General features: G+C 72.4%; 23 protein-coding genes. 7 read left to right on the top strand and 16 right to left on the bottom strand.

The window, feature by feature from the left end:
* Positions 1 to 52 precede the first annotated feature (52 nt).
* From PS271_RS23850 to fabG, 6 genes are all read right to left on the bottom strand, one after another.
* A complete protein-coding gene (locus PS271_RS23850) occupies positions 53 to 1,942 on the bottom strand; it encodes an FAD/NAD(P)-binding protein (RefSeq protein ID WP_398384470.1) in 1,890 nt (629 codons plus the stop codon).
* 51 nt (positions 1,943 to 1,993) lie between these two features.
* Entirely contained in the window at positions 1,994 to 3,193 is a 1,200-nt protein-coding gene (locus PS271_RS23845) for a macrolide family glycosyltransferase (RefSeq protein WP_398384468.1), read from the bottom strand.
* Positions 3,169 to 4,185 (bottom strand): dTDP-glucose 4,6-dehydratase, encoded by a 1,017-nt coding sequence (gene rfbB / locus PS271_RS23840; RefSeq protein WP_398384466.1) that lies wholly within the window; start codon positions 4,183 to 4,185, stop codon positions 3,169 to 3,171. The genes PS271_RS23845 and rfbB overlap by 25 nt, the downstream gene beginning before the upstream one ends.
* A 73-nt stretch (positions 4,186 to 4,258) precedes the next feature.
* Positions 4,259 to 5,020: an NAD-dependent epimerase/dehydratase family protein gene (locus PS271_RS23835; protein ID WP_398384464.1), complete on the bottom strand. Its 762-nt coding sequence runs from the start codon at positions 5,018 to 5,020 to the stop codon at positions 4,259 to 4,261.
* Positions 5,021 to 5,046: 26 nt separating this feature from the next.
* Complete coding sequence (locus PS271_RS23830; protein WP_398384462.1) at positions 5,047 to 6,114, bottom strand: glucose-1-phosphate thymidylyltransferase; 1,068 nt, start codon at positions 6,112 to 6,114, stop codon at positions 5,047 to 5,049.
* A 64-nt stretch (positions 6,115 to 6,178) separates the two neighbouring features.
* Positions 6,179 to 6,883, bottom strand: coding sequence for a 3-oxoacyl-ACP reductase FabG (gene fabG, locus PS271_RS23825; RefSeq protein ID WP_398384460.1), 705 nt, complete (start codon positions 6,881 to 6,883; stop codon positions 6,179 to 6,181).
* Positions 6,884 to 7,119: 236 nt separating this feature from the next.
* Here fabG and PS271_RS23820 point away from each other — a divergent pair, with 236 nt between their 5' ends.
* The 5 genes from PS271_RS23820 (at position 7,120) to PS271_RS23800 (ending at position 10,994) form a co-directional block, all read left to right on the top strand.
* Entirely contained in the window at positions 7,120 to 7,323 is a 204-nt protein-coding gene (locus tag PS271_RS23820; protein WP_398384458.1) for a DUF5708 family protein, read from the top strand.
* Positions 7,324 to 7,430: 107 nt separating this feature from the next.
* Entirely contained in the window at positions 7,431 to 8,168 is a 738-nt protein-coding gene (locus PS271_RS23815; RefSeq protein ID WP_398384457.1) for a hypothetical protein, read from the top strand.
* A complete protein-coding gene (locus PS271_RS23810; RefSeq protein ID WP_398384456.1) occupies positions 8,161 to 9,309 on the top strand; it encodes a beta-ketoacyl synthase N-terminal-like domain-containing protein in 1,149 nt (382 codons plus the stop codon). The genes PS271_RS23815 and PS271_RS23810 overlap by 8 nt, the downstream gene beginning before the upstream one ends.
* Before the next feature lie 74 nt (positions 9,310 to 9,383).
* Positions 9,384 to 10,538 (top strand): magnesium and cobalt transport protein CorA, encoded by a 1,155-nt coding sequence (locus PS271_RS23805; protein ID WP_398384455.1) that lies wholly within the window; start codon positions 9,384 to 9,386, stop codon positions 10,536 to 10,538.
* Positions 10,539 to 10,778: 240 nt separating this feature from the next.
* Entirely contained in the window at positions 10,779 to 10,994 is a 216-nt protein-coding gene (locus PS271_RS23800) for a DUF6243 family protein (protein WP_398384454.1), read from the top strand.
* A gap of 74 nt (positions 10,995 to 11,068) precedes the next feature.
* On the opposite strand, the gene PS271_RS23795 is transcribed toward PS271_RS23800, so the two are convergent.
* The 9 genes from PS271_RS23795 to PS271_RS23755 form a co-directional block, all read right to left on the bottom strand.
* Positions 11,069 to 12,322, bottom strand: coding sequence for a CynX/NimT family MFS transporter (locus PS271_RS23795; protein ID WP_398384452.1), 1,254 nt, complete (start codon positions 12,320 to 12,322; stop codon positions 11,069 to 11,071).
* A gap of 81 nt (positions 12,323 to 12,403) precedes the next feature.
* Positions 12,404 to 13,192, bottom strand: a complete 789-nt coding sequence (locus PS271_RS23790; protein WP_398384451.1) for an MBL fold metallo-hydrolase — start codon at positions 13,190 to 13,192, stop codon at positions 12,404 to 12,406.
* Positions 13,193 to 13,274: 82 nt separating this feature from the next.
* A complete protein-coding gene (locus tag PS271_RS23785) occupies positions 13,275 to 14,732 on the bottom strand; it encodes a catalase (protein ID WP_398384449.1) in 1,458 nt (485 codons plus the stop codon).
* A 97-nt stretch (positions 14,733 to 14,829) separates the two neighbouring features.
* A complete protein-coding gene (locus PS271_RS23780) occupies positions 14,830 to 15,648 on the bottom strand; it encodes an SAM-dependent methyltransferase (protein WP_398384448.1) in 819 nt (272 codons plus the stop codon).
* 28 nt (positions 15,649 to 15,676) lie between these two features.
* Positions 15,677 to 16,147 (bottom strand): MaoC family dehydratase, encoded by a 471-nt coding sequence (locus tag PS271_RS23775; protein ID WP_398384447.1) that lies wholly within the window; start codon positions 16,145 to 16,147, stop codon positions 15,677 to 15,679.
* Positions 16,147 to 16,386: a phosphopantetheine-binding protein gene (locus PS271_RS23770; protein WP_030367940.1), complete on the bottom strand. Its 240-nt coding sequence runs from the start codon at positions 16,384 to 16,386 to the stop codon at positions 16,147 to 16,149. The genes PS271_RS23775 and PS271_RS23770 overlap by 1 nt, the downstream gene beginning before the upstream one ends.
* Positions 16,358 to 17,023, bottom strand: coding sequence for a holo-ACP synthase (locus PS271_RS23765; RefSeq protein WP_398384445.1), 666 nt, complete (start codon positions 17,021 to 17,023; stop codon positions 16,358 to 16,360). Before PS271_RS23765 ends, PS271_RS23770 begins: the two co-directional genes overlap by 29 nt.
* Entirely contained in the window at positions 17,020 to 17,883 is an 864-nt protein-coding gene (locus tag PS271_RS23760) for an aminoacyl--tRNA ligase-related protein (protein ID WP_398384443.1), read from the bottom strand. The genes PS271_RS23765 and PS271_RS23760 overlap by 4 nt, the downstream gene beginning before the upstream one ends.
* A complete protein-coding gene (locus tag PS271_RS23755; RefSeq protein WP_398384442.1) occupies positions 17,880 to 18,803 on the bottom strand; it encodes a diiron oxygenase in 924 nt (307 codons plus the stop codon). Before PS271_RS23755 ends, PS271_RS23760 begins: the two co-directional genes overlap by 4 nt.
* A gap of 481 nt (positions 18,804 to 19,284) precedes the next feature.
* Here PS271_RS23755 and PS271_RS23750 point away from each other — a divergent pair, with 481 nt between their 5' ends.
* Entirely contained in the window at positions 19,285 to 20,307 is a 1,023-nt protein-coding gene (locus PS271_RS23750; RefSeq protein ID WP_398384441.1) for a LysR family transcriptional regulator, read from the top strand.
* A gap of 118 nt (positions 20,308 to 20,425) precedes the next feature.
* On the top strand, positions 20,426 to 20,695 hold the full coding sequence (locus PS271_RS23745; protein ID WP_398384440.1) for a DUF2180 family protein: 270 nt from the start codon (positions 20,426 to 20,428) through the stop codon (positions 20,693 to 20,695).
* Here the strand turns inward: PS271_RS23745 and PS271_RS23740 are convergent.
* Complete coding sequence (locus PS271_RS23740; protein WP_398384439.1) at positions 20,688 to 23,612, bottom strand: NHLP bacteriocin export ABC transporter permease/ATPase subunit; 2,925 nt, start codon at positions 23,610 to 23,612, stop codon at positions 20,688 to 20,690. The genes PS271_RS23745 and PS271_RS23740 overlap by 8 nt on opposite strands.
* Position 23,613: the final 1 nt, after the last annotated feature.

Below are 23,613 nucleotides of genomic sequence, written 5' to 3'. Positions count from 1 at the left end.
CCACCCGATCGGGTGGTTACTACGCGTACCTGTGGTCAACGACAGGTTATCTCTACCCGTGTTGAACGATCACTGGCCGCCGGTCAATTCCATGGTCACCCACGGCCGTTGCCGGACCCCCGGCGAGGGCGTGCCGGGCGATCACGTCGTTCTGGCGGAAGAACGCCGCGTCGGTGCCGGGCCGGGGGAACTGGGCCGGGCCCGCCAAGGCCCGGTCCCGGTGCACCCGGCCGTCCGCCCCGACGGGGTGCATGGCGGGCCCGGACAGCCGCAGCATCCCGGTCCCGGCCGGCCCCGTCCGCTCCTCGGCCAGCTCACCGCGGGCCAGCAGGGCGCGGACCAGCGGGTTGCCCACGCGCTCCGGGGCCGGCTGCTCCAGCCGCGCGTCCAGGAGGACGCGCGCCTCGTACACGGCGGGGACGGCCGGGCTGGAGGCCCGTACGACCCCCCGGTCCGCGTCCGTCTCCACCGTCATGCCGGGGCCGGCGAACGTCACGATTCCGGCCTCGGCCAGCGCCAGCAGCTGCTCGGCGCGCAGCGGCGGCGGGCCGGAGCTCAGGAACGCGCCGAAGGCGAACCGCTCCAGCGCCTCCGCCACAGCCTGCGGCGCCATCTCGCCGGCCCGCCACAGCTCTTCGACGACGGCGCCCGCCGACGCCAGGGCGGCGGCCAGGGCGGGCTCCGCGGTGTTCTCCGGGTCGCGCCGCCGGCGCAGCGACTCCGCGACGTGGCCGCGGACGTGCTGCTGGAGGCCTTCGGCGTCCGCGAAGCGCAGCCCCGCCAGGGGCGCTTCGAGGCGGGCCAGGTCGAGCCGGTCGGCCGGGTCGGGGACGGCCGCGCGGATCAGCTGCTCGCGCCGGGCGCCGTCCGCCGGGAGGCTGCGGAAGCGGGCGTCGAACTCCGGCCAGTCCATGCGGGTGCGCCCGGGGTGCCGCGAGAACAGCTCGCGGTAGTGGCTCCACGTCAGGTCCGCGACGACCAGCGGCCACACGTCGCGGGTGAAGGAGGCTCCCGGGCGGCCGAGGATCTCGCGGCAGGCGCCGAGGGTGGCGAACCGCGGCGGCTCGGGCGGGGCGGCCGCCGGCGCCGCGGGCCGCGGCGGCAGGGGCACCCCGCGCCGGGAGCCGGCGATCAGGCGCGGCTCCCGCCCGGACGGCAGGTAGCGCAGGCGGCCGTCCTCCCGGGCGAACCGCCCTCCGCGGCCCTCGGTCAGCAGCGCGAGGCAGTCGGTGAAGACCAGCCCCAGGCCGCGGACGACGACGGCCGCCCCGGGCGGGATCGCGTCCAGCTGCCGCGGGTCGGCGGGGCCGGGGCCGATCCGGGTGATCCCGGCGGGCGCCGGGCCGGGCGGGGCGCCCAGGTGGCCCGGGGCGATGACGACCTGGTCCGCGTCGACCGGCGGCAGCCCGCCGTCGAGCACGACGCGCTGGCCGCCGCCGGCGGCGGGGCGCCGCAGGTCCACCGCCCGGGCCCGGTGGACGAACAGCCGCACGCCGGGCGGCAGGTCGCGCGTGACCGTCTCGAAGAACCAGCGCAGGTAGCGCCCCTGGTCGGCGCGGGAGGCGTAGGAGCCGTCGTGGAACGGCCCGCCGAGCCACTGCCCGGTGGCCGGCCCGGGCCGGGCGGGGCCCGCGCAGGTGACGGCGGCTCCGGGGAACATGGTGACCTGGTCGGCCGCGGAGTTCATCCACAGCAGCCGCGGCTGGTCCGTCCGCCAGGTGCGCCCGGCGCCCGGCGGGAAGGGATCGACCACGTGCAGGTCCAGGCGCCGGCCCCCGAGGAGGCCGGGGGCGTTGGCGAGGATCCGCTCGACGACCGACGTGCCGCGCGGGCCGCAGCCGATGACGCAGATCCGGTGGGTGCCCGGTGCGGCCCGGGTCCCTGGTTCGTGGTGTGGACAGTGCCCGTGCCCTTCGCGGGCCGGTGCGTCGGCAACCGTCACGTCTCCCCCGTCTTTCCTTCGGTCTCTTTCCTTGCGTGGTGCCGCGGGTGGTCAGCCCGCGGCGCGCGGGGCGGCGGCCCGCAGGGCCAGGTCCGCCTCGATGCGGTCGGCGGCCGCCGCCGCGCCGCCCGCCGCGCGGGTCACGTCCCGCATCCGGGTCAGGGCGGCCCGCACGTCCGGGTCCCCGGCGGCCTTCAGCACGGTCTCGCGCAGCGTGGCGGCGTCGAGCGCGCCCGGGTCGAGGCGGGCCCCGAGCCCGAGCTCCTCGATCCGGGCCGCCACGGCCTCCTGCTCGTGCATCTGGGGGACGGCGACCATCGGCGTGGCGTGGGTCAGGGCCTCCATGGCGCTGCCCATGCCGGCGTGGGTGACGAAGGCGGCGGCGTGCGGGAGCACGTCGAGGTAGGGGACGTAGGGGTGCGCTTCGACGTTGGCGGGCAGTTCGCCGAGCCCGGCGGGGGCGATCCGCGAGCCGTAGGACAGCACCACGTGCCAGGGCAGGTCCCGGAAGGCCTCGCCGCACATCCTGAAGAAGTCGGGCCGGTCGTTGTACGAGGTGCCGAGGGAGACGAGCAGGACCGGCCGGTCGCCGGCGGGCGGCCGCCACTGCCGCTGCCGGGTGCGGTCCCTCGTGCTCAGGCAGGGGCCCACGAAGGCGAAGGAGTCATCGAAGGTCTCGCCGCGGAACTGGAAGGCGCGCGGGAAGAAGGCCAGCCGCAGCCGCTCGGTGTGGGCGAGGAAGCGGCTCACCGGAATCCGGGACAGGCCGTTCTCGGCGAGGAAGGAGGCCATCCCGCGGGCGAAGGCCAGCAGTTCGGCGTCGACGGGGTGGCCGGCGAGGAACTCGGCCTCCAGCGAGAAGTGCTCGTTGGACACGAACGAGGGCCACATCTCCACCCCCGGTACCCGCCACTTGGCGGCGAGGACCCGGCCCGCCCAGGCGAGCCCGTCGTACGCGATGGCGTCGGGCCGGTCCCCGCCCCAGGCCTCCTCGATGACGGGCAGGGTGGCCCGGGCCTCCATCAGGAACTCGGCCGGGGCGACGGAGGGGACGTCGTCGTCGGGGTATTCGGGCAGCGTGAACGCGTAGCGGACGGGCTCGGCCCCCACCGCCCGGACCCGGTCGGCGAACTCCTCCGTCACCGCCCAGCTGACCCGGTGCCCGCGCCGGACGAGCTCCTCGGTCACGGCGAGCGGCGGGTTCATGTGGCCGTCTCCGGAGACGCCTACGAATGCGATGTGGAACGGCATGTCATTCCTTCCTTGAGGGGCTCCCACCACGCGCGGTGTGCGCGGTACCAGGCGACGGTCTCGGCGAGTCCGCTCCCGAAGCTCCTGCGCGGCCGGTAGCCGAGTTCGGTGCGGATCTTCGTGCAGTCGACCGAGTACCGGGCGTCGTGCGCCTTGCGGTCCGGCACGTGCTCGACGGACTCCCAGCCGGCGCCGCACGCCTCGAGGATGAGGCCGGTCAGTTCCTTGTTGGTCAGTTCGGTGCCTCCCCCGATGTGGTAGACCTCGCCCGGCCGGCCGCCTGTGCGGACGAGCTCGATGCCCTGGACGTGGTCGTCGACGTGGAGCCAGTCGCGGACGTGGCTGCCGTCGCCGTACAGCGGCACGGGGCGGCCGTCGAGGAGGTGGGTGACGAAGAGCGGGATCACCTTCTCGGGGTGCTGGTGGGGGCCGTAGTTGTTGGAGCAGCGGGTCACCCGCACGTCGAGGCCGTGGGTGCGGTGGAAGGCGAGCGCGATCAGGTCGGCCGACGCCTTGGTGGCCGCGTACGGCGAGTTGGGGCGCAGCGGCTCGTCCTCGCTCCAGGAGCCCGTGGCGATGGAGCCGTACACCTCGTCCGTGGAGACGTGGACGAGCGTCCTGCCGCCGTGCCGCACGAGGGCGTCCAGCAGCGTCTGCGTCCCCAGCACGTTGGTGCGGGAGAAGTCGGCGGCGCCGGCGATGGACCGGTCGACGTGGGACTCGGCGGCGAAGTGGACGACCTGGTCGTGCGCGGCGACGAGCCGGTCGAGCAGCCCGGCGTCGCACACGTCGCCGTGGACGAAGGCGAACCGCGGGTCGTCGCGTACGGCGGCGAGGTTGGCGGGGTTGCCCGCGTAGGTGAGCCGGTCCAGCACCGTCAGGCGGACGTCCGCCGGGCCGCCGGGGCCCAGCAGGCTCCGCACGTAGTGCGAACCGATGAATCCCGCGCCTCCGGTCACCAGGATGCGCAGGGGAACGTTGCCGTGATGCATGAAGGGATCCGCACCTCATCGCGGTCGTGACGGTCTGTCGGGCCAGGGGATCCGGCGGATCCCGGGAGGGTGTTCACGCGCCGGGGGCCGCCCGGGGCGCGTAGCCGGGGACGTACCGGTCGAGCACGTCGCGGTAGGAGGCGGCCGGGGCGGTGCCCGGGGCCCGGCCCAGCATCCGGTCGAGCTTGCGCACCGAGACCCGGTGGCCGTGGTCGCGCCGGACGTACTCGCGCTCCGGCTCCCTGCCGAGCAGCGCACCGATGTGCGTGACCATGTCCTCGACGGGGACCGGGACGCCCGAGGCGACGTTGACGACCTCGCCGGCCGCCCCGGCCGCCAGCAGGGAGTCGGTGGCGGCCAGGAAGTCGCGGACGTCCAGGAGGTCCCGGCACGCCCCGCGGTAGACGCGCACGCGGCCGCCGAGGATCTGCCGGGTGAGGGCGGGGACGAGCTGGTGCGGGGCCTGGTCCGGTCCGACGACGTGACTGAGCCGCAGGATCAGCCAGTCGCACCCCGCCTCCCGGACGATCCGCTCCATCGCCCGCTTGTGCCGGCCGTACGGCGTGGTGGCGGGGTGCTCGCACTCCTCGGTGCCCGTGCACCCGGGGGCGCCGTAGAGGGAGGCGGAAGCGGTGGAGAAGAACAGCAGGGTCCTGCCCTGCCGCTTGCACTGCGCGGCCGTTCCGGCGACGAGGCGGGCCTCGCGCCGGAAGTCCCGGACGGGGTCGGCGCCCGCGATGTCGGAGACCCCTGCGGCGAGGGCGACGACGCCCTCGTGCCGTTCGGAGATCCGCCGCAGGCTCCCCGCGAGGAATCCGGTGCCGATGACTTCCATGAGCTGCTCCGGCTGTGACTGGGCGGTCAGGGGACGATCTGGACCCGGCTGTGGTCGCCGAGCACGAGGCGGTGGGCGCGGGGCGTGCGCTCGGCCCGGCGGACCTGCACGTTCCGGCCGATGACGGAGGCCTCGATGCGTCCCACGCCCTCGATGCGGGAGCCGTCGAGGACGATGGAGAACTCCAGCTCGCTGTTGTCGATGGCGCAGTGGCCGGCGATCGAGGTCGAGGGGCCCACGTAGGAGTCGGTGACGGTGGTGTGGGCGCCGACGAGGGCCGGGCCGACGATGCGGGAGCGCACCACGCGGGCGCCCTCGCCGATGTGCACGCGGCCGATGATCTCGCTCGCGGCGTCCACGGCGCCCTCGACGCCGCTCTCCACGGACTCCAGCACCGAGCGGTTCACTTCGAGCAGGTCGTCGACGTTGCCGGTGTCCTTCCAGTAGCCGCTGACCACCGTGGGCCGTACGGTGCGGCCCTGGTCGATCAGCCACTGGAGGGCGTCGGTGATCTCCAGTTCGCCCCGTTTGGAGGGGCTGATGGCGCGCACCGCCTCGTGCACGGCCGGCGTGAACAGGTAGACCCCGATCAGGGCCAGGTCGCTGCGCGGCTCCTCCGGCTTCTCCTCCAGCCGCAGGACGCCGCCGTCGGGGCCGAGTTCGGCGATGCCGAACTCCCGGGGGCGGGCGACCCGGGTGAGGAGGATGCCGGCGTCGGGCCGCTCCGCGGCGAACCGGGCGACCAGTGCGCTGATCCCGCCGACGAGGAAGTTGTCGCCGAGGTACATGACGAAGTCGTCGTCGCCCAGGAACTCGCGGGCGACGAGCACGGCGTGGGCGAGGCCGAGCGGCTGCTGCTGGCGGATGTAGGTGATGGCGGCGCCGAAGCGGGAGCCGTCGCCGAGCGCGGCGTGGATCTCGTCCTCGGTCTCGCCGACGATCACGCCGATGTCGGTGATGCCGGCGTCGACGAGGGACTCGATCCCGTAGAAGAGGATGGGCTTGTTGGCCACGGGCACGAGTTGTTTCGCCCCGGTGTGGGTGAGGGGCCGCAGTCTGCTGCCGGTGCCGCCGGCGAGGACGAGTGCTTTCATTCCGGTCCTGTCAACGTGAGCGGGTGGGGTGGTGGGAGGGGAGGCAGGGCGGGGTGGGCGGGGCTCAGTGGCCCATGCCCGCGCCGCCGTCCACCGGCAGGACGGCGCCCGTGACGTACCCCGCGCCGGGGCCGGCGAGGAAGGCGACGGCCGCCGCCACCTCCTCGGGCCGGGCCATGCGGCCCAGCGGGACGCCGGCGAGGATCGCCTCCCTGCGGGCCTCGGGGAGGGCGGCGGCCATGTCCGTGTCGGTGAGCCCGGGGGCGACCACGTTCACGGTGATGCCGCGGCTGCCCACTTCACGGGCGAGCGAGCGGGCGAATCCGATCAGGCCCGCCTTCGAGGCCGCGTAGTTGGCCTGGCCGGCCTCTCCCGAGAGGGCGACCTGCGAGGAGAGGAGGACGATCCGTCCCCACCGGGCGCGCACCATCCCGCGCAGCCCCTGCCTGACGACCCGGTAGGCACCGGTCAGATTGGTGTGCAGCGCGGCGGTGAAATCGTCCTCCGACATGGTGAGCAAGAGCCGGTCGCGGGTAATTCCGGCATTCACCACGAGCACTTCCACGGGGCCGTGCTCGGCCTCGGTCAGCGCAAAGGCCTGATGCACGCTGTCAAGCTCTGTGACATCGCACCGCACTCCGAACAGGCCGTCCGGCGCAGGGCCGTTCCGGTACGTGACGGCCACCCGGTTCCCGTCCGCGGCGAGCCGCTGCGCGACCGCCCGTCCGATGCCCCGGTTCCCCCCGATGACCAACGCGGAGCGTGACACCGCTCCTCCCCCTTCAGTTGCCGCCCGCCAGGGCCGTCTCCTGCTCCCCGTGCACGCCCGACCGGCCGTCTCCTCCGGGCGGAGGATGAGGCGCCGGGCCCGCGGGTCCGCCGATCGATGTGGTACCAACTCATCCGGTGGGCGGAGGACCGCCGTTCACCTGCTGTCCTAACCTGGCTCGTGGGCACGGGGCCCGCCGGCCCACCCCGCACCGATACGCAAGGAGACCGATCACCGTGGCTTCCCCCGCAAAGAACGTCAGCGAAGGCGCCATCTGCTTCGTCATCGGCCTCGCCCTCCGGCTGTTCACCGAGGACGTCCACATTCCCGTCTTCACCCTCACGAAGGTGGGCGTGGTGCTGATGGCTATCGGCGGCATACAGCTCCTCTACGGGGTGTACCAGTCGGTGAGCAACCGGAACGGCAAGACCAGTTCCTGACAAGAGACTGCCACGCCTGCCGCGGAATTGACAGTTTATTGACTTCCTATGACTGCCGATGCAAGATACCCCACAGAACCGTGGCACGGACGAGGGGTGAGGGCCGCATGGGGGAACACCGCGACGACCCGGGGAGCGCACTCCCTCCGAGCTCGGGAGACGCACTCCCGCTGATTTCGGGGAGCTCTTTCCCGCTGGTCTCGGGGGGCTCCTTCCCGCTGATCTCCCTCGCCGTCGGCGGCCCCGGCGCGCCGGGCACCGCGCTCGCCGCCGCGGCGGCCGCGGCCGGGCCGGAAGCGCTGCTCGGCGAGCCGTCCGTGCACACCAAGCCCGTGGCCGCCGTGAGCTCCGCGCTCGGCACCGCGCTCTCCGCCCTGCCCGAGCAGCTGCGCACCACCACCCCGCTGTACGTCCTGTGCGACGACTACAGCGTCCTGGCCGCCCGCCGCCTCGCCGCGCGCTGCCTGGACACCGGCCGCCGGCTGCGCCCGTCGGACTCCGTCGCGGCGGAGACGTCCGAGCTGGTACGCCCGTACCTCACGGAAACCGGCCACCGCGGGCGGTGCTACCTCCTCGCGGGGACGACCGCGCCCGCGGCGCTGCGGCTGGCGGCTCCGGAGAGCAGGCCCGCCACCGTCGTCTGCGAGTTCGCCCTGCTGCCCGGCGAGGACCCGCACGCCCCCGGCGTCCTGGCCGTGGCCGCGGTGTGGGGAGCTGGGCCGGCCGTGCGGGGAGCCGGGCCGGCTCTCGCCGTGCCGCGGGCCGCGGAGTACCCCGGCCCGTCGGCGCTCCTCGACGCGCTCGCGGACGCACCCGCCCAGGAAAGGGACACAGCCCATGTCTGATGTCGTCATCAGCGGACTCGGACTGCTCACCCCCTTCGGGCGCGGCGTGGACACCTACTGGCGCCGCCTCGTCGCCGGGCACAGCGCCCTCGCTCCCGCGCGGCGCTTCGCCGCCGGGCCCTACCGGGGCGAACCCATCGGAGAGATAGCGGAGGCGCCGGAGTCCGGCCCCGGTGCCGGCAGCCGCCAGCAGGCCTACGCCTCGGCCGCCGTCGAGGACGCCCTGCGGGCGGCCCGGCTGCCGCGGATACCCGACGACGCCCTCGTGATCCTCGTCGGCCAGTCCCCTTTGCCCGCGGACGGCTCCTCCCTCGATCCCCACGGTCCCCTCGGTCCGCTCGACGCGGAGGAGCGGGAGTTCCTGGGGCCCGGCGCGACCGGCATCCTCGCGCACGGCCGCGCCGTGCACCTGACCCACGCCTGCGCCTCGGCCCTGTTCGCCGTCGCCTTCGCCCGCGAGGCGCTGCGCGCGGGAGCGGCCCCGCTGGCGGTCGTGGCGGGCGCCACGGCGCTCAACCACTACGAATACGCCAGCATGGACGTGGTCCGGGCGCTGGACCGGGCGGCGGCCCGGCCCTTCGACACCGGCCGGGAGGGCATCTCCCTGGGCGAGGGCGGCGGCGCCCTGGTCCTGGAGCCCGCCGGGCGCGCCCGCGCCCGCGGGCTCGATCCGGACGTCGTCGTCGCCGGCACGGGCTGCCGGGTCGCGGCCGGCAAACCCGTCGCGTCGGACGGGGGCTCCGTCGCCGACTGCCTGCGCGAGGCGCTCGACGACGCCCGCGCCGACCGCCTCGACTACGTGCAGGCGCACGCCACCGGCACCCCGCAGGGCGACACCGCCGAACTGCGGGCCGTCGAGGCGGTGGCCGAGGAGCACGCCTGGGAAGGGCTCCCGGTCAGCTCCCACAAGGGAGCGATCGGGCACCTGCTGCACATCTCCGGCGCCGCCGGCGTGGCCGCCGCGGCCATGGCGCTGCGCACCGGGGTCGCCCCGCCGACGGCGGGGCTGCGCACCCCCGAGGAGACCCGGCGCGTGCGGCTGCCGATGACGCCGCTGGAGATCCCCGGGGCCTCGGTCGCGGCCGTGAACAGCTTCGGCTTCGGCGGCAACAACGCGACGGTGATCCTGCGCCGGGGGTAGGCGACACCTCACGGTCGAATTCCGCGTGTATATCCTGTTCGACGGTCCAGCGAACAGCGAGAGGGAGTTCACCCGTGTCCGAAAACCCTCCGCGCCGCCAGCGCCCCACGCCCCGGAAACACTCCTGGCTCCGCCCGGCGAACGGCCGTACGGATGGTGACGCCGCTACCCCGCCCGCTCCGTCGGCGGCCGGATCCTCGGGCGGCGCGGGCAGCGTCGTGCACGCCGCGGTCTACCGCGACGGCCGGCGCGTCGCGACGCCGGACTCCCTGGCGGACACGTACCGCCTCCTGCACGAGCAGCCGGAGGGCATGGCGTGGATCGGCCTCCACCGCCCCAGCGAGAGCGAACTCCTCTCCCTGGCCGAGGAGTTCGGCCTCCACCAGCTCGCGGTGGAGGACGCCCTGGAGGCCCACCAGCGCCCGAAGCTGGAACGGTACGGCGACACCCTGTTCGTGGTCCTGCGCGCGGCCCGCTACCTGGACGCCCCGGAAGAGGTCGACTTCGGCGAGCTCCACGTGTTCGTGGGCCGCGACTTCGTGATCACGGTCCGGCACGGCGCGGCCCCCGACCTCTCAGCCGTACGCCGCCGCATGGAAGCCACCCCGGAGCTGCTGTCCCTGGGCCCGGAGGCCGTGCTGTACGCGATCCTCGACGCCGTCGTCGACGGCTACGCCCCCGTCGTCGCGGGCGTGCAGAACGACCTCGACGAGATCGAGACCGAGGTCTTCAGCGGCGACCCCGCGGTCTCCCGCCGCATCTACGAACTCGCCCGAGAAATGGTGGAGTTCCAGCGCGCCACCCGCCCCCTGGTCGGCATGCTCCACGGCCTCATGGCCGGCTTCGCCAAATACGGCACCGACGACGAGCTCCAGCGCTACCTCCGCGACGTCGCCGACCACGTCACCCACACCAGCGAACGCGTCGACGGCTTCCGCTCGGCCCTCACCGACATCCTCCAGGTCAACGCCACCCTGGTCACCCAGCAGCAGAACGCGGAAATGCGCGCACTGGCGGAAGCGGGCTTCGAACAGAACGAGGAGATCAAGAAGATCTCGTCGTGGGCAGCGATCCTGTTCGCACCGACGCTGGTGGGAACGATCTACGGCATGAACTTCGACGAGATGCCGGAGCTCCACTGGACCTTCGGCTACCCATTCGCAATCCTCCTGATGGCAGCGGTGTGTACGAGCCTGTACTTCATCTTCAAGCGGCGGGACTGGTTGTAGGCAGCCCATCGACGCCCTTGATCAACTCAGCTCCCGTGCCGGCAAGCCCGGCCGGCGCCGGGCGGCGGAAATCTTGGCGCGCGGGGCCGACGGAACCGGGTAACGTCTTTGTCATGTTCTTCCAGACGCCGATTTACGAGTGAGAGCGTGACGGGCCCCTGCTGACGTCCTTCGACGTCGCCGCGCCCGTCCCCCACCGATGAATCCGTAGACCACTTCACATCACCACCGGGAGAACCCGTGACCGACAGCAAGAACATCAACAACCCCGTGGGCCAGGGCGGCGGCCAGCGCAAGAAGATGTCCCGCGCCGAACGGCAGAACAACGGTCCGCACCGCAACCTCGACCGCCGGAATGCCGCCGACCAGAAGGCCGAGCTGGTACGCAAGATGCGCGAGAAGGCACGCGCAGCCGAGGCCGCCGCACAGGCGAGCAACGACACCGCACAGAGCTGACACACGGCCGCCGCAGGGCTCGGGCCGGCCACGGGGGCGGGGTGCGGCCGCGTTCCGCCGCACCCCGCCTTTCCCTAGCGGGTGATCTGGCCGCCTCGGCCCGCCAAGGCGCCCGTGAGGCCCATCGGGACCGCCAGGATGAGCAGGGCTGTCAGGCCCGTCGTCCAGGCGCCGGTCAGGTCGCGGGCCGCGCCGAAGGCTGTGGGGCCCAGGGCTGCCAGGAGGTAGCCCACGCACTGGGACATGGCCGAGAGCAGGCCCGCGTCGTGTGTGGTGCGGGCGCACATGGACATGTAGGCGATGCCCAGGGACAGCACCGCGCCCAGGCCGAGGCCCAGGACGGCGGCCCACAGCACCGCCGCGCCCGTCGGTGCCGCGATCAGGCCGGCGAAGGCCGCCATGCACAGGACGGTGCCCGCCACCGCCAGGTAGCTCTGCCGGCGGGAGCGCTGCGCCCATACCGGCACCAGCAGCGAGGTGACCATGGCCGAGCCCATGCAGACGGCCAGCAGCACGCCCGCCCCGCCCTCGCTCCAGCCGTGGTCGATGTAGAACGAGGGCAGCCAGGTGGTCGCGGTGTAGTAGAGGAGCGACTGGAACGCGTAGAACAGGGCGACCGCCCACGCCAGGCGGCTCCGCCAGATCGAGCCGCCCTCCTGCTCCCCCACCGGCGGCTGCGCCCGGCCCCGGCGCAGCTTCGGCGCCCACACCAGCAGTGCCACCAGGGCCAGCACGCCCCAGATCGCCAGGCCGCCGGCCCAGGTCAGCGACAGGGCGTCGCGCAGCGGCACGGTCGCCGCGGCGGTGACGGCGCCGCCGCCGACGAGCATGGTGGTGTGCAGGCCGGACATCAGCCCGACCTGCCGCGGGAAGTCCCGTTTGATCAGCGCGGTGATGACCACGTTGGCGATGGCCACCGCGGTGCCGACCAGGAACGTGCCGGCGAACAGGGGGAACAGTTCGGGGGCGAGCCGTACCGCGCTGCCGGCCAGCAGCACGGCCAGCACCGCGACCAGGGTGCGCTCCATGCCCCAGCGGCGGGCCAGCCGGGGGGCGAGCGGCGCGAAGATGCCGAAGCAGATCAGCGGCAGCGTCGACAGCGCGCCGGCGCCGCCGTTGGACAGGCCGGTGACGTGCCGGATCTCGTCGAGCAGCGGCGAGACCGCCACGATGGCGGGCCGCATGTTGATGCCGACGAGCAGCACCGCCAGCGCGTACCAGAGCAGGCGGCGGCTCCCTGGGGCGCCGCGGGCGGGACCGGGCCCTGGCTCGTCCGCCGTCCCGCGGTGCCGGCCCGCCGCGGGTGAAACCGTGGTTTCCGATTCCACCGTGGTTTCCGATTCAGGGGGTGGGGTCACGAACCATCCTTCCGGCTCTGTTCGGTCGGCTGCCTGTCCGGTGGTATCCGGTCAGGCAGCGGCTGCTGCTGCGTACGGCACGGGCTTCCCGTCGCCGGGGGCGATTCCGTTGATGCCCCGGGCCTTCGCAGCCCGCAGGAAGCGCCCGCGTACGTCGTGCTGCTCGGTGTAGTACGGCGGGTTGTTGAAGAGGTCGTAGTGGATCGCGCAGGCGGTCGACGCCTCCAGCACGACCGCCGCCTCGACGGCCTGCTCGGGGGTGAGGGTGGCGGGCTGGTTAGTGGGCGTGATGCCGTCGCGGCGGGCCATCACCCCGGCGATGGGCAGGAACGCGACGTCGAAGGGCCCGTACTCGCGCGCGATCTCCCACCACTTGCCGTGCCAGATGGTGTCGCCGAAGTGGATGACGCGCAGCCCGGGGCCCTCCACGATCCATGCGACCTGGTCGTCGCCGCGCCAGTCGTGGGAGGGCACGGGGATCGTGGTGAAGGGACCGATCTGCCGCCGCTCGCCCATGTCCTGCGCGACGGCGGCCACCCCCATCTTCCCGAGGACGTCCACGATCGGGGTGTGGCAGCCCACGGTGCTGCCCTCGGTGGCGGCGAACTCCGTCAGCAGCAGCCGGTCGCAGTGGTCGGGGTGGAGGTGGGTGATGAACGCGTGGGTCGACACGCCCGGGGGCGCCTCGATGCTGGGCAGGGGGCGCCGGGGCATGCCCTGGAACCCCGCGAGGTCCGCGGGGTTCTTGAGGGCGTCGATGACGATGCGGACGTCTCCGCAGGCCACTTCGACGCCGGCCCAGGCGAGACGCCGCAGGGTGACGGTCTCGGCCGAACTCATGGTGTGCTCCTCACGCTCCTCGTACTTCCCATGCACCTTGTGTGCACCGTGCGCCTCGCACTCCGCAGGCGACTCTCGGTAGTCACTGGCCCTTCACCCCGAGCCCCCGCGAGACCCTGTCGCCCAAGTCCTTGTGGACGCTGCGCCAGTAGTCCACGACGCGCTCCTTGGTCTCCGTGCGCACCTCGGGCGCCGAGGCGTGCGCGACGATGTTGGCCACCAGGTGGTCGCGGTCGGTGTCGTTCATGACCTTCTCCCACAGGGCGCGGGCCTGGCCGAAGTCGTCGTCCTCGGCGTGCAGCCGGTGGGCGCTGCGTACGATCTCGCCGGTGACGTCGTAGTGCTCGCCGGCGAGCAGCAGCGGGTCGGCGACCGGCCCGGAGAAGCTGTTGGGCGCGTAGACGGGGTCGCCGGGGTTGTCGTAGCGCATGGCGCCGTCGCGGTTGTACGAGTGGACCGCGTTCTTGGGCCGGTTGACCGGCAGCTGGAGGTAGTTGGCGCCGATGCGGTAGCGGTGGGTGTCGGGGTAGCTGAACAGCCGCCCTTGCAGCATCTTGTCCGGGGAGGCGCCCACGCCCGGGACGAGGTTCGACGGCTCGAACGCGGCCTGCTCGACCTCGGCGAAGTAGTTCTCCGGGTTGCGGTTGAGCGTCAGGGTGCCGATGTCGAGGGGCGGGTAGTCCTCGTGCGGCCAGACCTTGGTCAGGTCGAAGGGGTTGAACCGGTAGTCGGCGGCGTCCTCGAAGGGCATGACCTGCACCTGGAGCGTCCAGGTCGGGTGGTCGCCCTTCCTGATCGCCTCGTGGAGGTCGCGGATGTGGAAGTCCGGGTCCTCGCCGCCGGCGGCCGCGGCCTCGGCGCCGGTGAAGTTCTTGATGCCCTGGTCGGTCTTGAAGTGGTACTTCACCCAGAACTTCTCGCGGGCGGCGTTGTACCACAGGAAGGTGTGGCTGCCGTAGCCGTTCATGTGGCGCCAGGAGTACGGGGTGCCGCGGTCGGACATCAGGAGCGTGACCTGGTGCGCCGACTCGGGCGAGAGCGTCCAGAAGTCCCACTGCATGTTGTTGTCGTGCAGGTGGGTGTCGGCGCGCCGCTTCTGCGAGTGGATGAAGTCGGGGAACTTCTGCGGGTCGCGGATGAAGAAGATCGGGGTGTTGTTCCCGACGATGTCGTAGTTGCCTTCTTCGGTGTACAGCTTGACCGCGAAGCCGCGCGGGTCGCGGGCGGTGTCCGCGAAGCCGAGCTCGCCCGCGACCGTGGAGAAGCGCAGGAACAGGTCGGTGCGCTTGCCGCGCCGGAAGACGTCGGCCTTGGTGAACTGGCTGACGTCCTCGGTGATCTCCAGGGTTCCGTACGCACCGCCGCCCTTGGCGTGCACGACCCGCTCGGGCACGCGCTCGCGGTCGAAGTGCGCGAGCTTCTGGATGAGGTAGTGGTCCTGGAGCAGCAGCGGGCCGTCGGCCCCCACGGACTGGGAGAACTCGTCGCTCGGTACCGGGATACCGCTGTCCGTGGTCGTCACGGGACGACTGTCGGTCATGGCACGTTCCCTTCGTTTGACGGGCGGTCAGGAATCGGTCAGGAAAATGCCGTGGAGAGGCGCGGCCCGTCGGGCCGCGCCTCTCCACGCGTCACGACTAGGCCAGTTCCGCGCGGAGCAGCCAGTTGCGCGCCGCTCCCTTGACCTCGCGGGGCTGGACGGCGTACGGCCAGCGGCCCTCGCCGGCGCCGGGCTCGCCCGGCTCCTTGAGCTCGCGTACGGTCCAGCCGGTGCCGGCCATGAACTCCTCGGGCTCGTCGGTCCCGAAGAGCCAGGGGATCCCGTCCTCGTTGAGGGAGGACAGGAAGATCTGGGTGGCCGGGCTGCGCAGGAGGGCCTTGCTGAGGATGTCCACCGCGACCTGGCTGCCGGGGGCGGAGTTGGCCGCGAAGGTGCGCATCAGCGTGGCGGACTGCTCCTCGGTCAGGAAGAACAGCAGGGCCTCGGGGATCCACAGCGTGGGCAGGGTGGTGTCGAAGCCGGCGGCGCGCAGCGAGGCGGACCAGTCCCCGGCGAGGTCGGCGCCGACGCGCTGGAGCGTGACGGTCGGTGCCGGGGAGCCGAGCTGGGCGAGGCGCTTCTCCTTCTCGTCGATCAGCGCCTGGTGGTCGACTTCGTAGACGGTGACGTCGTCCGGGAGGGACAGCCGGTAGGCGCGGGTGTCCATGCCGGCCGCGATGAGCACGACCTGCCGGATGCCCTGCTTCACCGCGTCGTTGATGGCGTCGTCGAGGTAGCGGGTGCGGACGGCTACGAATTCGACGAGTCCGCCGCCGCCGTAGTGGTCGAGCAGCTCGAACCCCTTCGGCTCGGCGAGCGCCCGGGCCAGCGGGTCGACGAACAGGGCGTCGCTCCGCTCGCTCTCCAGGGCGCGGGCCGCGGCGGTCCACTGCGAGGTGTAGGACACGGTCTCCATGACGGGCTCCGTTCTCGGGGTGGTCTGGTCAGGCCTGCTTGGGGCGGCACCGGAAGCGGGCGTTGAGGATCAGCGTCAGGACCTCGTCCCCGTCCGCGTTCACCAGGCGTCCGCGGTTGCGGACGATGCGGAAGTCGGGCGCGGAGAGGGAGGGGAGGACGGCGGCGATCTCGCAGGTGCCGGTGAGCACGTCGCCCGGGCGGACCGGCTGCAGGAAGCGCACCTCGTCGACGCCGGGCGAGCCCTCGACCGTGCCCTCGGCGGCGGCGTCGGGCAGCAGCGTCGTGACGTAGAGGCGCATCCAGATCGCGGCGGTGTTCCAGCCACTGGCGATCAGGCCGCCGAAGGCGGAGGCGCGGCCCGCCTCCTCGTCGAGGTGGTACGGCTGCGGGTCGTAGGTGCGGCCGAAGGCGGTGATCTCCTCGGCCGTGACCTTGTGCGAGCCGAGGTCGAAGCTGCTGCCGATCGTGTAGTCCTCGGCGTGGACCAGACGGCCCATCAGAAGTACTTCCGCTCGATGGCCTCCAGGGTGCGGAAGTCCTCGAGGTCGATGGCCTCGTGGTCGATCTCCACGCCGCTGGCCTCCTCGACCGTCAGGACGAACTCGACGAAGGAGAGCGAGTCGACGAGACGGGCCTTGATGAGGTCCTCGTCCGCGGCGATGGAGGTGCGCTCGGGGTGCTTGGCCAGCAGCCAGTTCCGCACGGTGTCAAGGTTGGACGAGGTGGTGCTCGGCATGGGGTTCCTCCTTGTGCGGGATGTGCGGGTACGTGTCTGTGTGCGGGTGTACATCTGCGTGCGGGTACGTGCCCGTGTCCGTGTGCGGGTACGTGTGCGGGTACGTGTGCGGGTACGTGTGCGGGTACGTGTGCGGGTACGTGTCCGTGTGCGGGTACGTGTCCGTGTGCGGGTACGTGTCCGTGTGCGGGTACGTGTCCGTGTGCGTGGGCACGTGCGGGAGCGGGTGCGCGTGCGCGTTCCCGGGGCGTGCCGCCGCCGTGGCCGCGACGGCGACGGCGAAGAGCTCTTCGTGGGAGATGCTGACGTCGACGGCCTCGATGCCGGCCTCGGCGGCCCAGCCGCGGGCGGGCCCGGTGAGGTGGACGAACGGCCATTCACCGGGGCTCTTGAGGATCTCGATGGACTGCCAGGGAAGCGGCCGGCCGGGGACGTGGAGCAGCTTGAACACCGCTTCCTTCGCGGCGAACCGGCCGGCGACGCCGTGGAGGTCCCAGCCGGTGGCGGTCCGGCTCAGGGCGATCTCCGCGGGCGTGAGCATCCGGCGCAGCCGGGCGTCGTCGCCGGCGTCCGTCATGGCCCGCACCCGGGTCAGGGGGACGAGGTCCACGCCCACCCGGATCGCGGTCCCGCTCACGGTGCGGCGGAGTTGACGGCGGCAGCGTCGACAGCGGCGGCGTTCACGGCGGCGCGGGCCTCCTGGAGGTCGCCGCCGAACCGGTCGCCGAGGACCGCCAGCCACCGTTCGAGGCCGAAGGCGACGCATCCGGTGAAGGCGTGCTCGCCCGTGCCGTCGACGGTGATGGCGCACCGCTCGCCGAAGAAGTTGCGGTGGGTGTTGACGGAGGCGATGGCCAGCCCGTCGGCCTGGAACTCGTGCTTGACGGGGCTGAGCCGCTGGAGGAGGGCCCGGCCGCTGTCCCGCTCGAAGAACGGGTCGGAGGCCGCCCCCTTGTGCAGTTCCAGGCCGAGTTCTTTGGCGAACCGCTCGATCCGGTCGGTGAAGCGGGCGATGACGTCCTGGGTGTGCTCGAACGTTCCGATGGCCACGATCTCGCGCATCTGGAAGCTGAGCAGCCGCCTCAGCCCTTCGTACTTCTCCTCGTTGCGGAAGCAGCGGTTGATGAGGGTGATGGTGGTGTCGGGCGCCACCGCCTGCTGCTCGAAGTAGAGGTAGGCGCCGTAGCAGCTGGAGTGCGGCAGCCCGAGGAACGGCGGATCGACGTCGCGGCTGGCGAAGGCGCCGCCCACCGGGGCCGGCGGGGCACCGGTGACGTCCAGCGGGCCGCCGACGAACTGCAAGTGCGGGAAGTTGGCGTAGACGTCGAACTTCTCCAGGTCGCGCAGCGGGTAGACGGGCGGCGGCATGATCTCCCGCGCGCCGGCCTCGGCGGCCCAGCCGGTGATGGTGCGGTCCAGGTCGCGCAGCAGGTCGGTCTGGTCGGGGCCGAGGATGGTGAGCGCACCGCCCTGGGCGGTCGAGAGCGTCGCGGTCACGCCTGCCCCCGTCCCGCGGGCACCGGCGCGCCGAAGCCGAGGTCGCGGTCCGGCAGGATCCCGGTCTTGACGAGGTAGTTCAGCGGCTTGCGGAACACCTGCTGCTGGAACTCCGCGCTGCGCGGGGAGGCCAGCAGGCGCCGCCTGACGGCGAACGGCTCGGGAATGCCGGCGTCCCGGTAGACGTGCGGGTTGAACAGGGACTCGAAGCTGTAGTTGAGATAGCGCTTGATGTACTCCCGGACCCGGCCGAGCTCCTCCTCCGAGGCGTTCGCCGTGAGGTCCTTGAAGAGCAGGGAGACCAGCTCGCGGCCGAAGGCGATGTGCCGGGACTCGTCCTGGTGGTGAATCCGGTTGACCGCCCGGATCGTGTCATGGAGCCGTTCGTCGGCCGCCATCGTGCTGTTGAAGTGGTCGACGAGCTCCTCGAAGAGGAGGATCCGCAGGAACACCAGGAAACTGGCGGCCTCGCCGGACCACGCCCCGCCGTCCCCGGCCGGTTCCAGCCGGCGGTAGATCTTATCGCCGTACCGCAGGCAGAACTCGGCGAAGAACCACATGTGCTCGTTCTCCTCACCGATGAAATGGTGGAAGAACTCGGACGGTATCTCGAAACCCCGGGTGTGAATGCGCCGGGTCACTTCGACAATGAGCTCGCGGATGCCGTCCACATTCAGGCTGTAGAAGTTGATGCTCTCGAAACGGGACAGCCGGTAGAGCTGCTCCGGGCTCAACTCGGAGGCGATTTCGGTCCCGAAGGTCGTCGTGAGCTCGGGGCTCATCCACCACCGGTTCTCCGGCAGGGAATCCGGCCAGTCGAACATCCGGTAAGGGTTGTAGTAGTCCTCGACCGACTTGCGGTTGAGGCGCTCCAGGATCTCCTGGAATCGGTCATCCTTGCTGATCAGCTCGCTGATCATCCTACCTCCTGCATCCGAGGGGGGTCACTCCGGGGGCGACTTGGACGGACAGGACGGCTCAGAGTCCGGACACAAAGGAAGTACTGCTCGCACCGAATTCAGCCGGTCTCACTCACGGCCTCGCTCACTTACTCTCACTTGCTCGCGGCCTTACTCGCCTGCTCGCGCCGCCTGATTTCGGTGCCTGTTTGCGGCAGTGACGTTTCCATGCACGGTCCGAACAGTCCAATAAAGTTGATCTATGGGCGCATAGACGCTCGCTAACACCGCAGGTCGGACGCCCTCCCCACCTTCCTTCGCGTGGCGCGGATCACAAACCGGATGGCCCGCCTTTTATTTGACGCCACGGCGGGCGAAGGGGCGGCCGGCGAACAAAGTGCCTGCTGAGGCGTTGACCGGGCTTCGTCCCGCGTTGCTACACTCGCAAAGCACCCGGAAAGTAAACTTTCGTAATGGGAATAATCCTGGCGGGAGGTCGTACGTGCGGGGAGACCAGGAGCCTTTACTCAGCCTCTCCGGTCTATTGCGCCGCCTGGAGTACTTCGTCGTCGTGGCCGACGAACTCCATCTGGGAAGGGCGGCGCAGCGCTGCGGGGTGAGCCAGCCCACCCTCTCGCATCAGCTGAAGGTGCTGGAAAAGGAGCTGGGGGCCCAGCTGTTGTGCCGCGACAACCGCCGGATGTCCCTGACCCCTCCGGGCCGGGCCCTTCAGGAGGAAGCGCCGCAGCTCTTGCAGCGCACGTACTCGATCAAGGCCCGGATCAGGGAGGCGGCCGAGGGGCCCGGCCGGCCGGTGCGGGTCGCCTTCAGCCGCTCGGGGCACGCCCTGCGCCAGCGGGAGATGGTCGCGGAGTTCCGGGCGCGCAACGCCCTCCCGGTCTCCGTGGAATCCGGCTGGTCGGAGCGGAACATCGAGCAAGTACGCGCCGGAAGGGCCGACTTCGCCTTCGTCAGACCTCCCGTCGAGGCCGACGATCTGCGGATGGCCGTCGTCGGTGAGGTGGAGCTGGTCCAGCTCCTCCCGGGCGAAAGCGCGTCCGGCCGTGCGGCGGAGAACCGGCTGCCCGCCGGAAACCTCTCCTCTGCCGGAAACCTCTCCTCTGCCGGAAACCCCCCGCCCGCCGGAGACCTTCCGCTCATCCTGTGGCCGCGCTCGCAGGCCCCCGGGCTCCACGACAAGATCCTCGGCATCGCCCGGCAGGAGCGGTCTCCGCAGGGGCCGCTCCCGTACGTGGCGTGGGAGGAGCCCGACTACATCAACGTGGCCGCCGCCGTGGCCTCCGGCGCCGGCGTCTCGTACATGGACCGCGACATCGCCGAGTGGATGAGCCTCAGCCTGGACGTGCGCCTGCGCCCGCTGGGCGCGCCCGGGCCGCGGACGGACGTCGCCGTGGTCTGGCGCGAGGACCAGGACCCCGGCCTGGCGTCACGGTTCGTCGAAGCGTGCTGCGGCGTCGGGTTCCCCGGCGGCGCGGAAGCGGAATGCGGCTGCCTGGTGCAGTAGGCCGCCACGGCACGGCGCAGCCCGCCACGGCACGGTGCACCAGCCCGCCCACGGGCTGGTGTGCCGGCCCACCACAGCCCGCGCGTCCCGCCCCGTCCCGACTCGAAGGGGAACTCGCATGAACTGCTACGACTGTTACGCCACCGAGGGCGTCGACACCGCCGCCGTCGCCGTGTGCCGCAGCTGCAACTCCGGCCTCTGCCCCGGCCATCTCCGCGTCACCCGCCCCACCGTCCACCGGGTGAACGGCACGGGCGTCTCCCACGCCCCCTCCCCCGCCCGGCAGGTGCTGTGCGCCACCTGCCACGCCGCCGCCCAGGGTGTCGCCCTGCCCGCCCCCTCGGCGGAACGAGCGGAGCGAACCACCCCGCGCAGCCCCGTCACCTGATCTGCCGGCGGACCAGATCGTGGAAGAGTCCGCCCGTGTCGGCGAGCAGCGCGGCAGGCGGGCCCTGCTGGACGACCCGGCCCTCCGCCATGACGATCACCCGGTCGGCGTCCATGACCGTGGACAGCCGGTGGGCGATCACGATGCGGGTGGCGCGCAGGGCGCGGGTGGACTCGATGACCACGCGCTGGGCCTCGTTGTCCAGCGCGCTGGTCGCCTCGTCCAGGAAGAGGACACGCGGCTTGCGGACGAGGGCCTGGGCGATCATCAGCCGCTGGCGCTGGCCGCCCGAGACGGTGCCGCCGCCGTCGGAGAGCATGGTGTGCATGCCCATGGGCATGGCCTTGATGTCCTCGGCCAGGCCCGCCAGGGCGGCGGCCTCCCACGCCTCCTCCAGCGTGAACGTCCCGGAGCCGCAGATGCAGTCGAGGATCGAGCCGGAGAACGGCTGGGCGCTCTGGAGGACGACGCCGCACTGCCGGCGGACGGCGGCCTGGTCGAGCGCCGCGAGGTCCTGGCCGTCGTAGAGCACGCTGCCGGAAGCCGGCTTGTCGAAGCCGATGAGCAGCCGCAGCAGCGTCGACTTGCCGCAGCCGCTGGCCCCGACGACCGCGACGAACTCCCCCGGCCGTACGGTGAACGACACGTCGTCCAGGACGAGCGGCCCGTCGTCGGCGTACCGGTAGGACAGGCCCACGGCCTCCACGGCGCCACCCAGTTCGCCCGGCTGGACGTCGGAGCCGCGCACCTCCGGGGCGGCTTCGAGGACCGGCTTGATCTGTTCGAACATGGGCTGTACGGCGGCGGCTGAGAGGAGCGCGCCGGTCAGCTGGGTGACGGAGGACAGCAGCATCGTCACGGCGGTGCTGAAGGTGAGGAAGTCCCCGGCCGACATGCTGCCCTGCGCCGGGCCTGCCAGCAGCATGAACATCACGAGCGTGCACACCGGCAGCGCGACGGCGTTGAGTACGGTGACGACGTTCTTGATGCGGCCGATGCGCTGCTGGAGCTCGCGCGTGCGGGCGAACTCCCGGGCCCAGGCGGCGTAGGCGAAGCTCTCGGCCGCCGCCACGCGCAGCTTGGGCAGCCCGCGCAGGGTCTGGAAGGCCTGGTTGTCGAGCTTGTTGCCGAGCTTGATCAGCTGCCGCTGGTAGCGCAGCTGCCACAGCCCCAGGCCCAGGAAGACCGCGGCGATGGCGAGCAGCAGGGCGAGGGCCGCCAGGGCGAGCGGCACGCTGTAGACGAGCAGCAGGACGAGGTTCACCGTGCCGACGGTGCCCGCCTGGAGCACGACGGGCGCGGTGCCGGACAGGACGCGCCGGATGGCGCTGACGCCCATCGCCGCGCCCGCCAGTTCGCCCGTGGAGCGGCCGGCGAAGAACTTCGCCGGAAGCCGCAGCAGCCGGTCCCACACCGCGGGTTGCAGGGTGGCCTCGATGCGGCCCTCCATGCGCAGGATCGCGATGTTCTGGAGCAGCATGAAGACGGCCGAGACGACGCTGGTGGCCACGAGCGCCACGGCTGTCTGCACGATGAGGCCGGTCTCGGCCTCGGGCACGTACCGGCCGAGCACCTTTCCGGTGGCGACGGGTACGAGCGCGCCCAGGGCGACCGCGACGAGCCCGCCCAGGGCGAGGCTGCGCAGCTCCTGGCCGGTGCCGCGCAGGGTGAAGCGCAGGAGGGGCAGCAGGCGCGGCTTTCCGGGGGGCAGGGGGCGGTAGAGCATGACGGCGCGGGGTTCGTACGCGTCCTCGCAGTCCTTGCCGAGGCGCTCGCGCCGACCGGTGGCGGGGTCGACGGCCTCGTACCGCCCGCGCCGCCACAGCAGGGCGACGGGCGCCCCGTCCTCCGCCCGCCGGCCGACCAGGGGGCCGCTGTTGTCGCGCCACCAGCCGCCGCTCAGGCCGACGGTGCGGGTGCGGATGCGGGAGGCGAGCGCGATGCGTTCGACGGGGTCCGTACGGTCGTCGGCGGCGCCCGCCGCGGGCGGTGCGGTCAGGGCGATGCGGGCCTCGTCGGCGACCAGGCGGCACGCGGCGAACGTCGCGTCGTCGTCCCGCGCTCCGCGGCGCTGTGCCCGGCCGGAGCGGCCGATGGAGGCCAGGAGCGCCTGGTCGGCGCGGGTGCGGGCGGCCTCGCCGGCCTCGATGCCGGCGGCCGTGCGGTCCTCGTGGGCGCGCTCGGCCTGCTCGATCCAGCGGTCGAGGGCGTACAGCAGCCGGTACTGCTGGTCGACCATGCCCTGCCACATCGCCGGGTCGACGAGCAGGCTCCCGGCCGTGCACCCCTCGTACGGGGCGCCGTACTGCACGCTGCCGGGGGCGATCTGCATCCACAGGACGTCCTCGTCGGCCCCGCTCCCGCCCGGGGTCGCGCGGTTCTCCAGGGGGGCCTGGTAGAGGACGCGCAGGCCGCGGCCGATCCCGAGGGCGAAGGCGTTCTCCAGGGGGCCGAGCGCCCCGCCGGGGGCGCCGTCCTGCCACGGTTCGCCGTACTGCCAGGGATCGCCCTGCTGCCAGGGGTCGCCTTGCTGCCAAGAGTCGCTGTGCTGCCAGCCGTACGGGTTGCCCCCGTAAGCCTGCCGGTGCAGCTCGTGCAGGTCGATGCGGCGCAGTGCGCAGCCCTGGAGGGGCCGGCCGAGCAGGGTGTGCTCGGGGCCGTCGGCCGGGCCCAGGAGCAGCGTGCCCGGGGCCAGCCGGCCCAGGAAGTGCCAGTGCCCGGCCCGGGCGGCGTCGACGGCGAACAGGTCGAGTTCGCCGTCCACGACGAGCCACAGGACGAGCGGTCCTTCCAGGTCCAGGCTGCGGAGCCCCGTGCAGTCGACGGGCGTGCCGAGCGCGCCGAGGGCCGCGACGACGGGGTCGGCGACGGGAGGGGCGTGGTGCGGGGCGCCGTAGAGGGAGTGGGAGGTGGTCACG

Source organism: Streptomyces sp. SCA2-17, from assembly GCF_044336695.1.
Note: the sequence above shows the minus strand (reverse complement) of the source record. Positions and strands in the feature narration are given on the sequence as shown.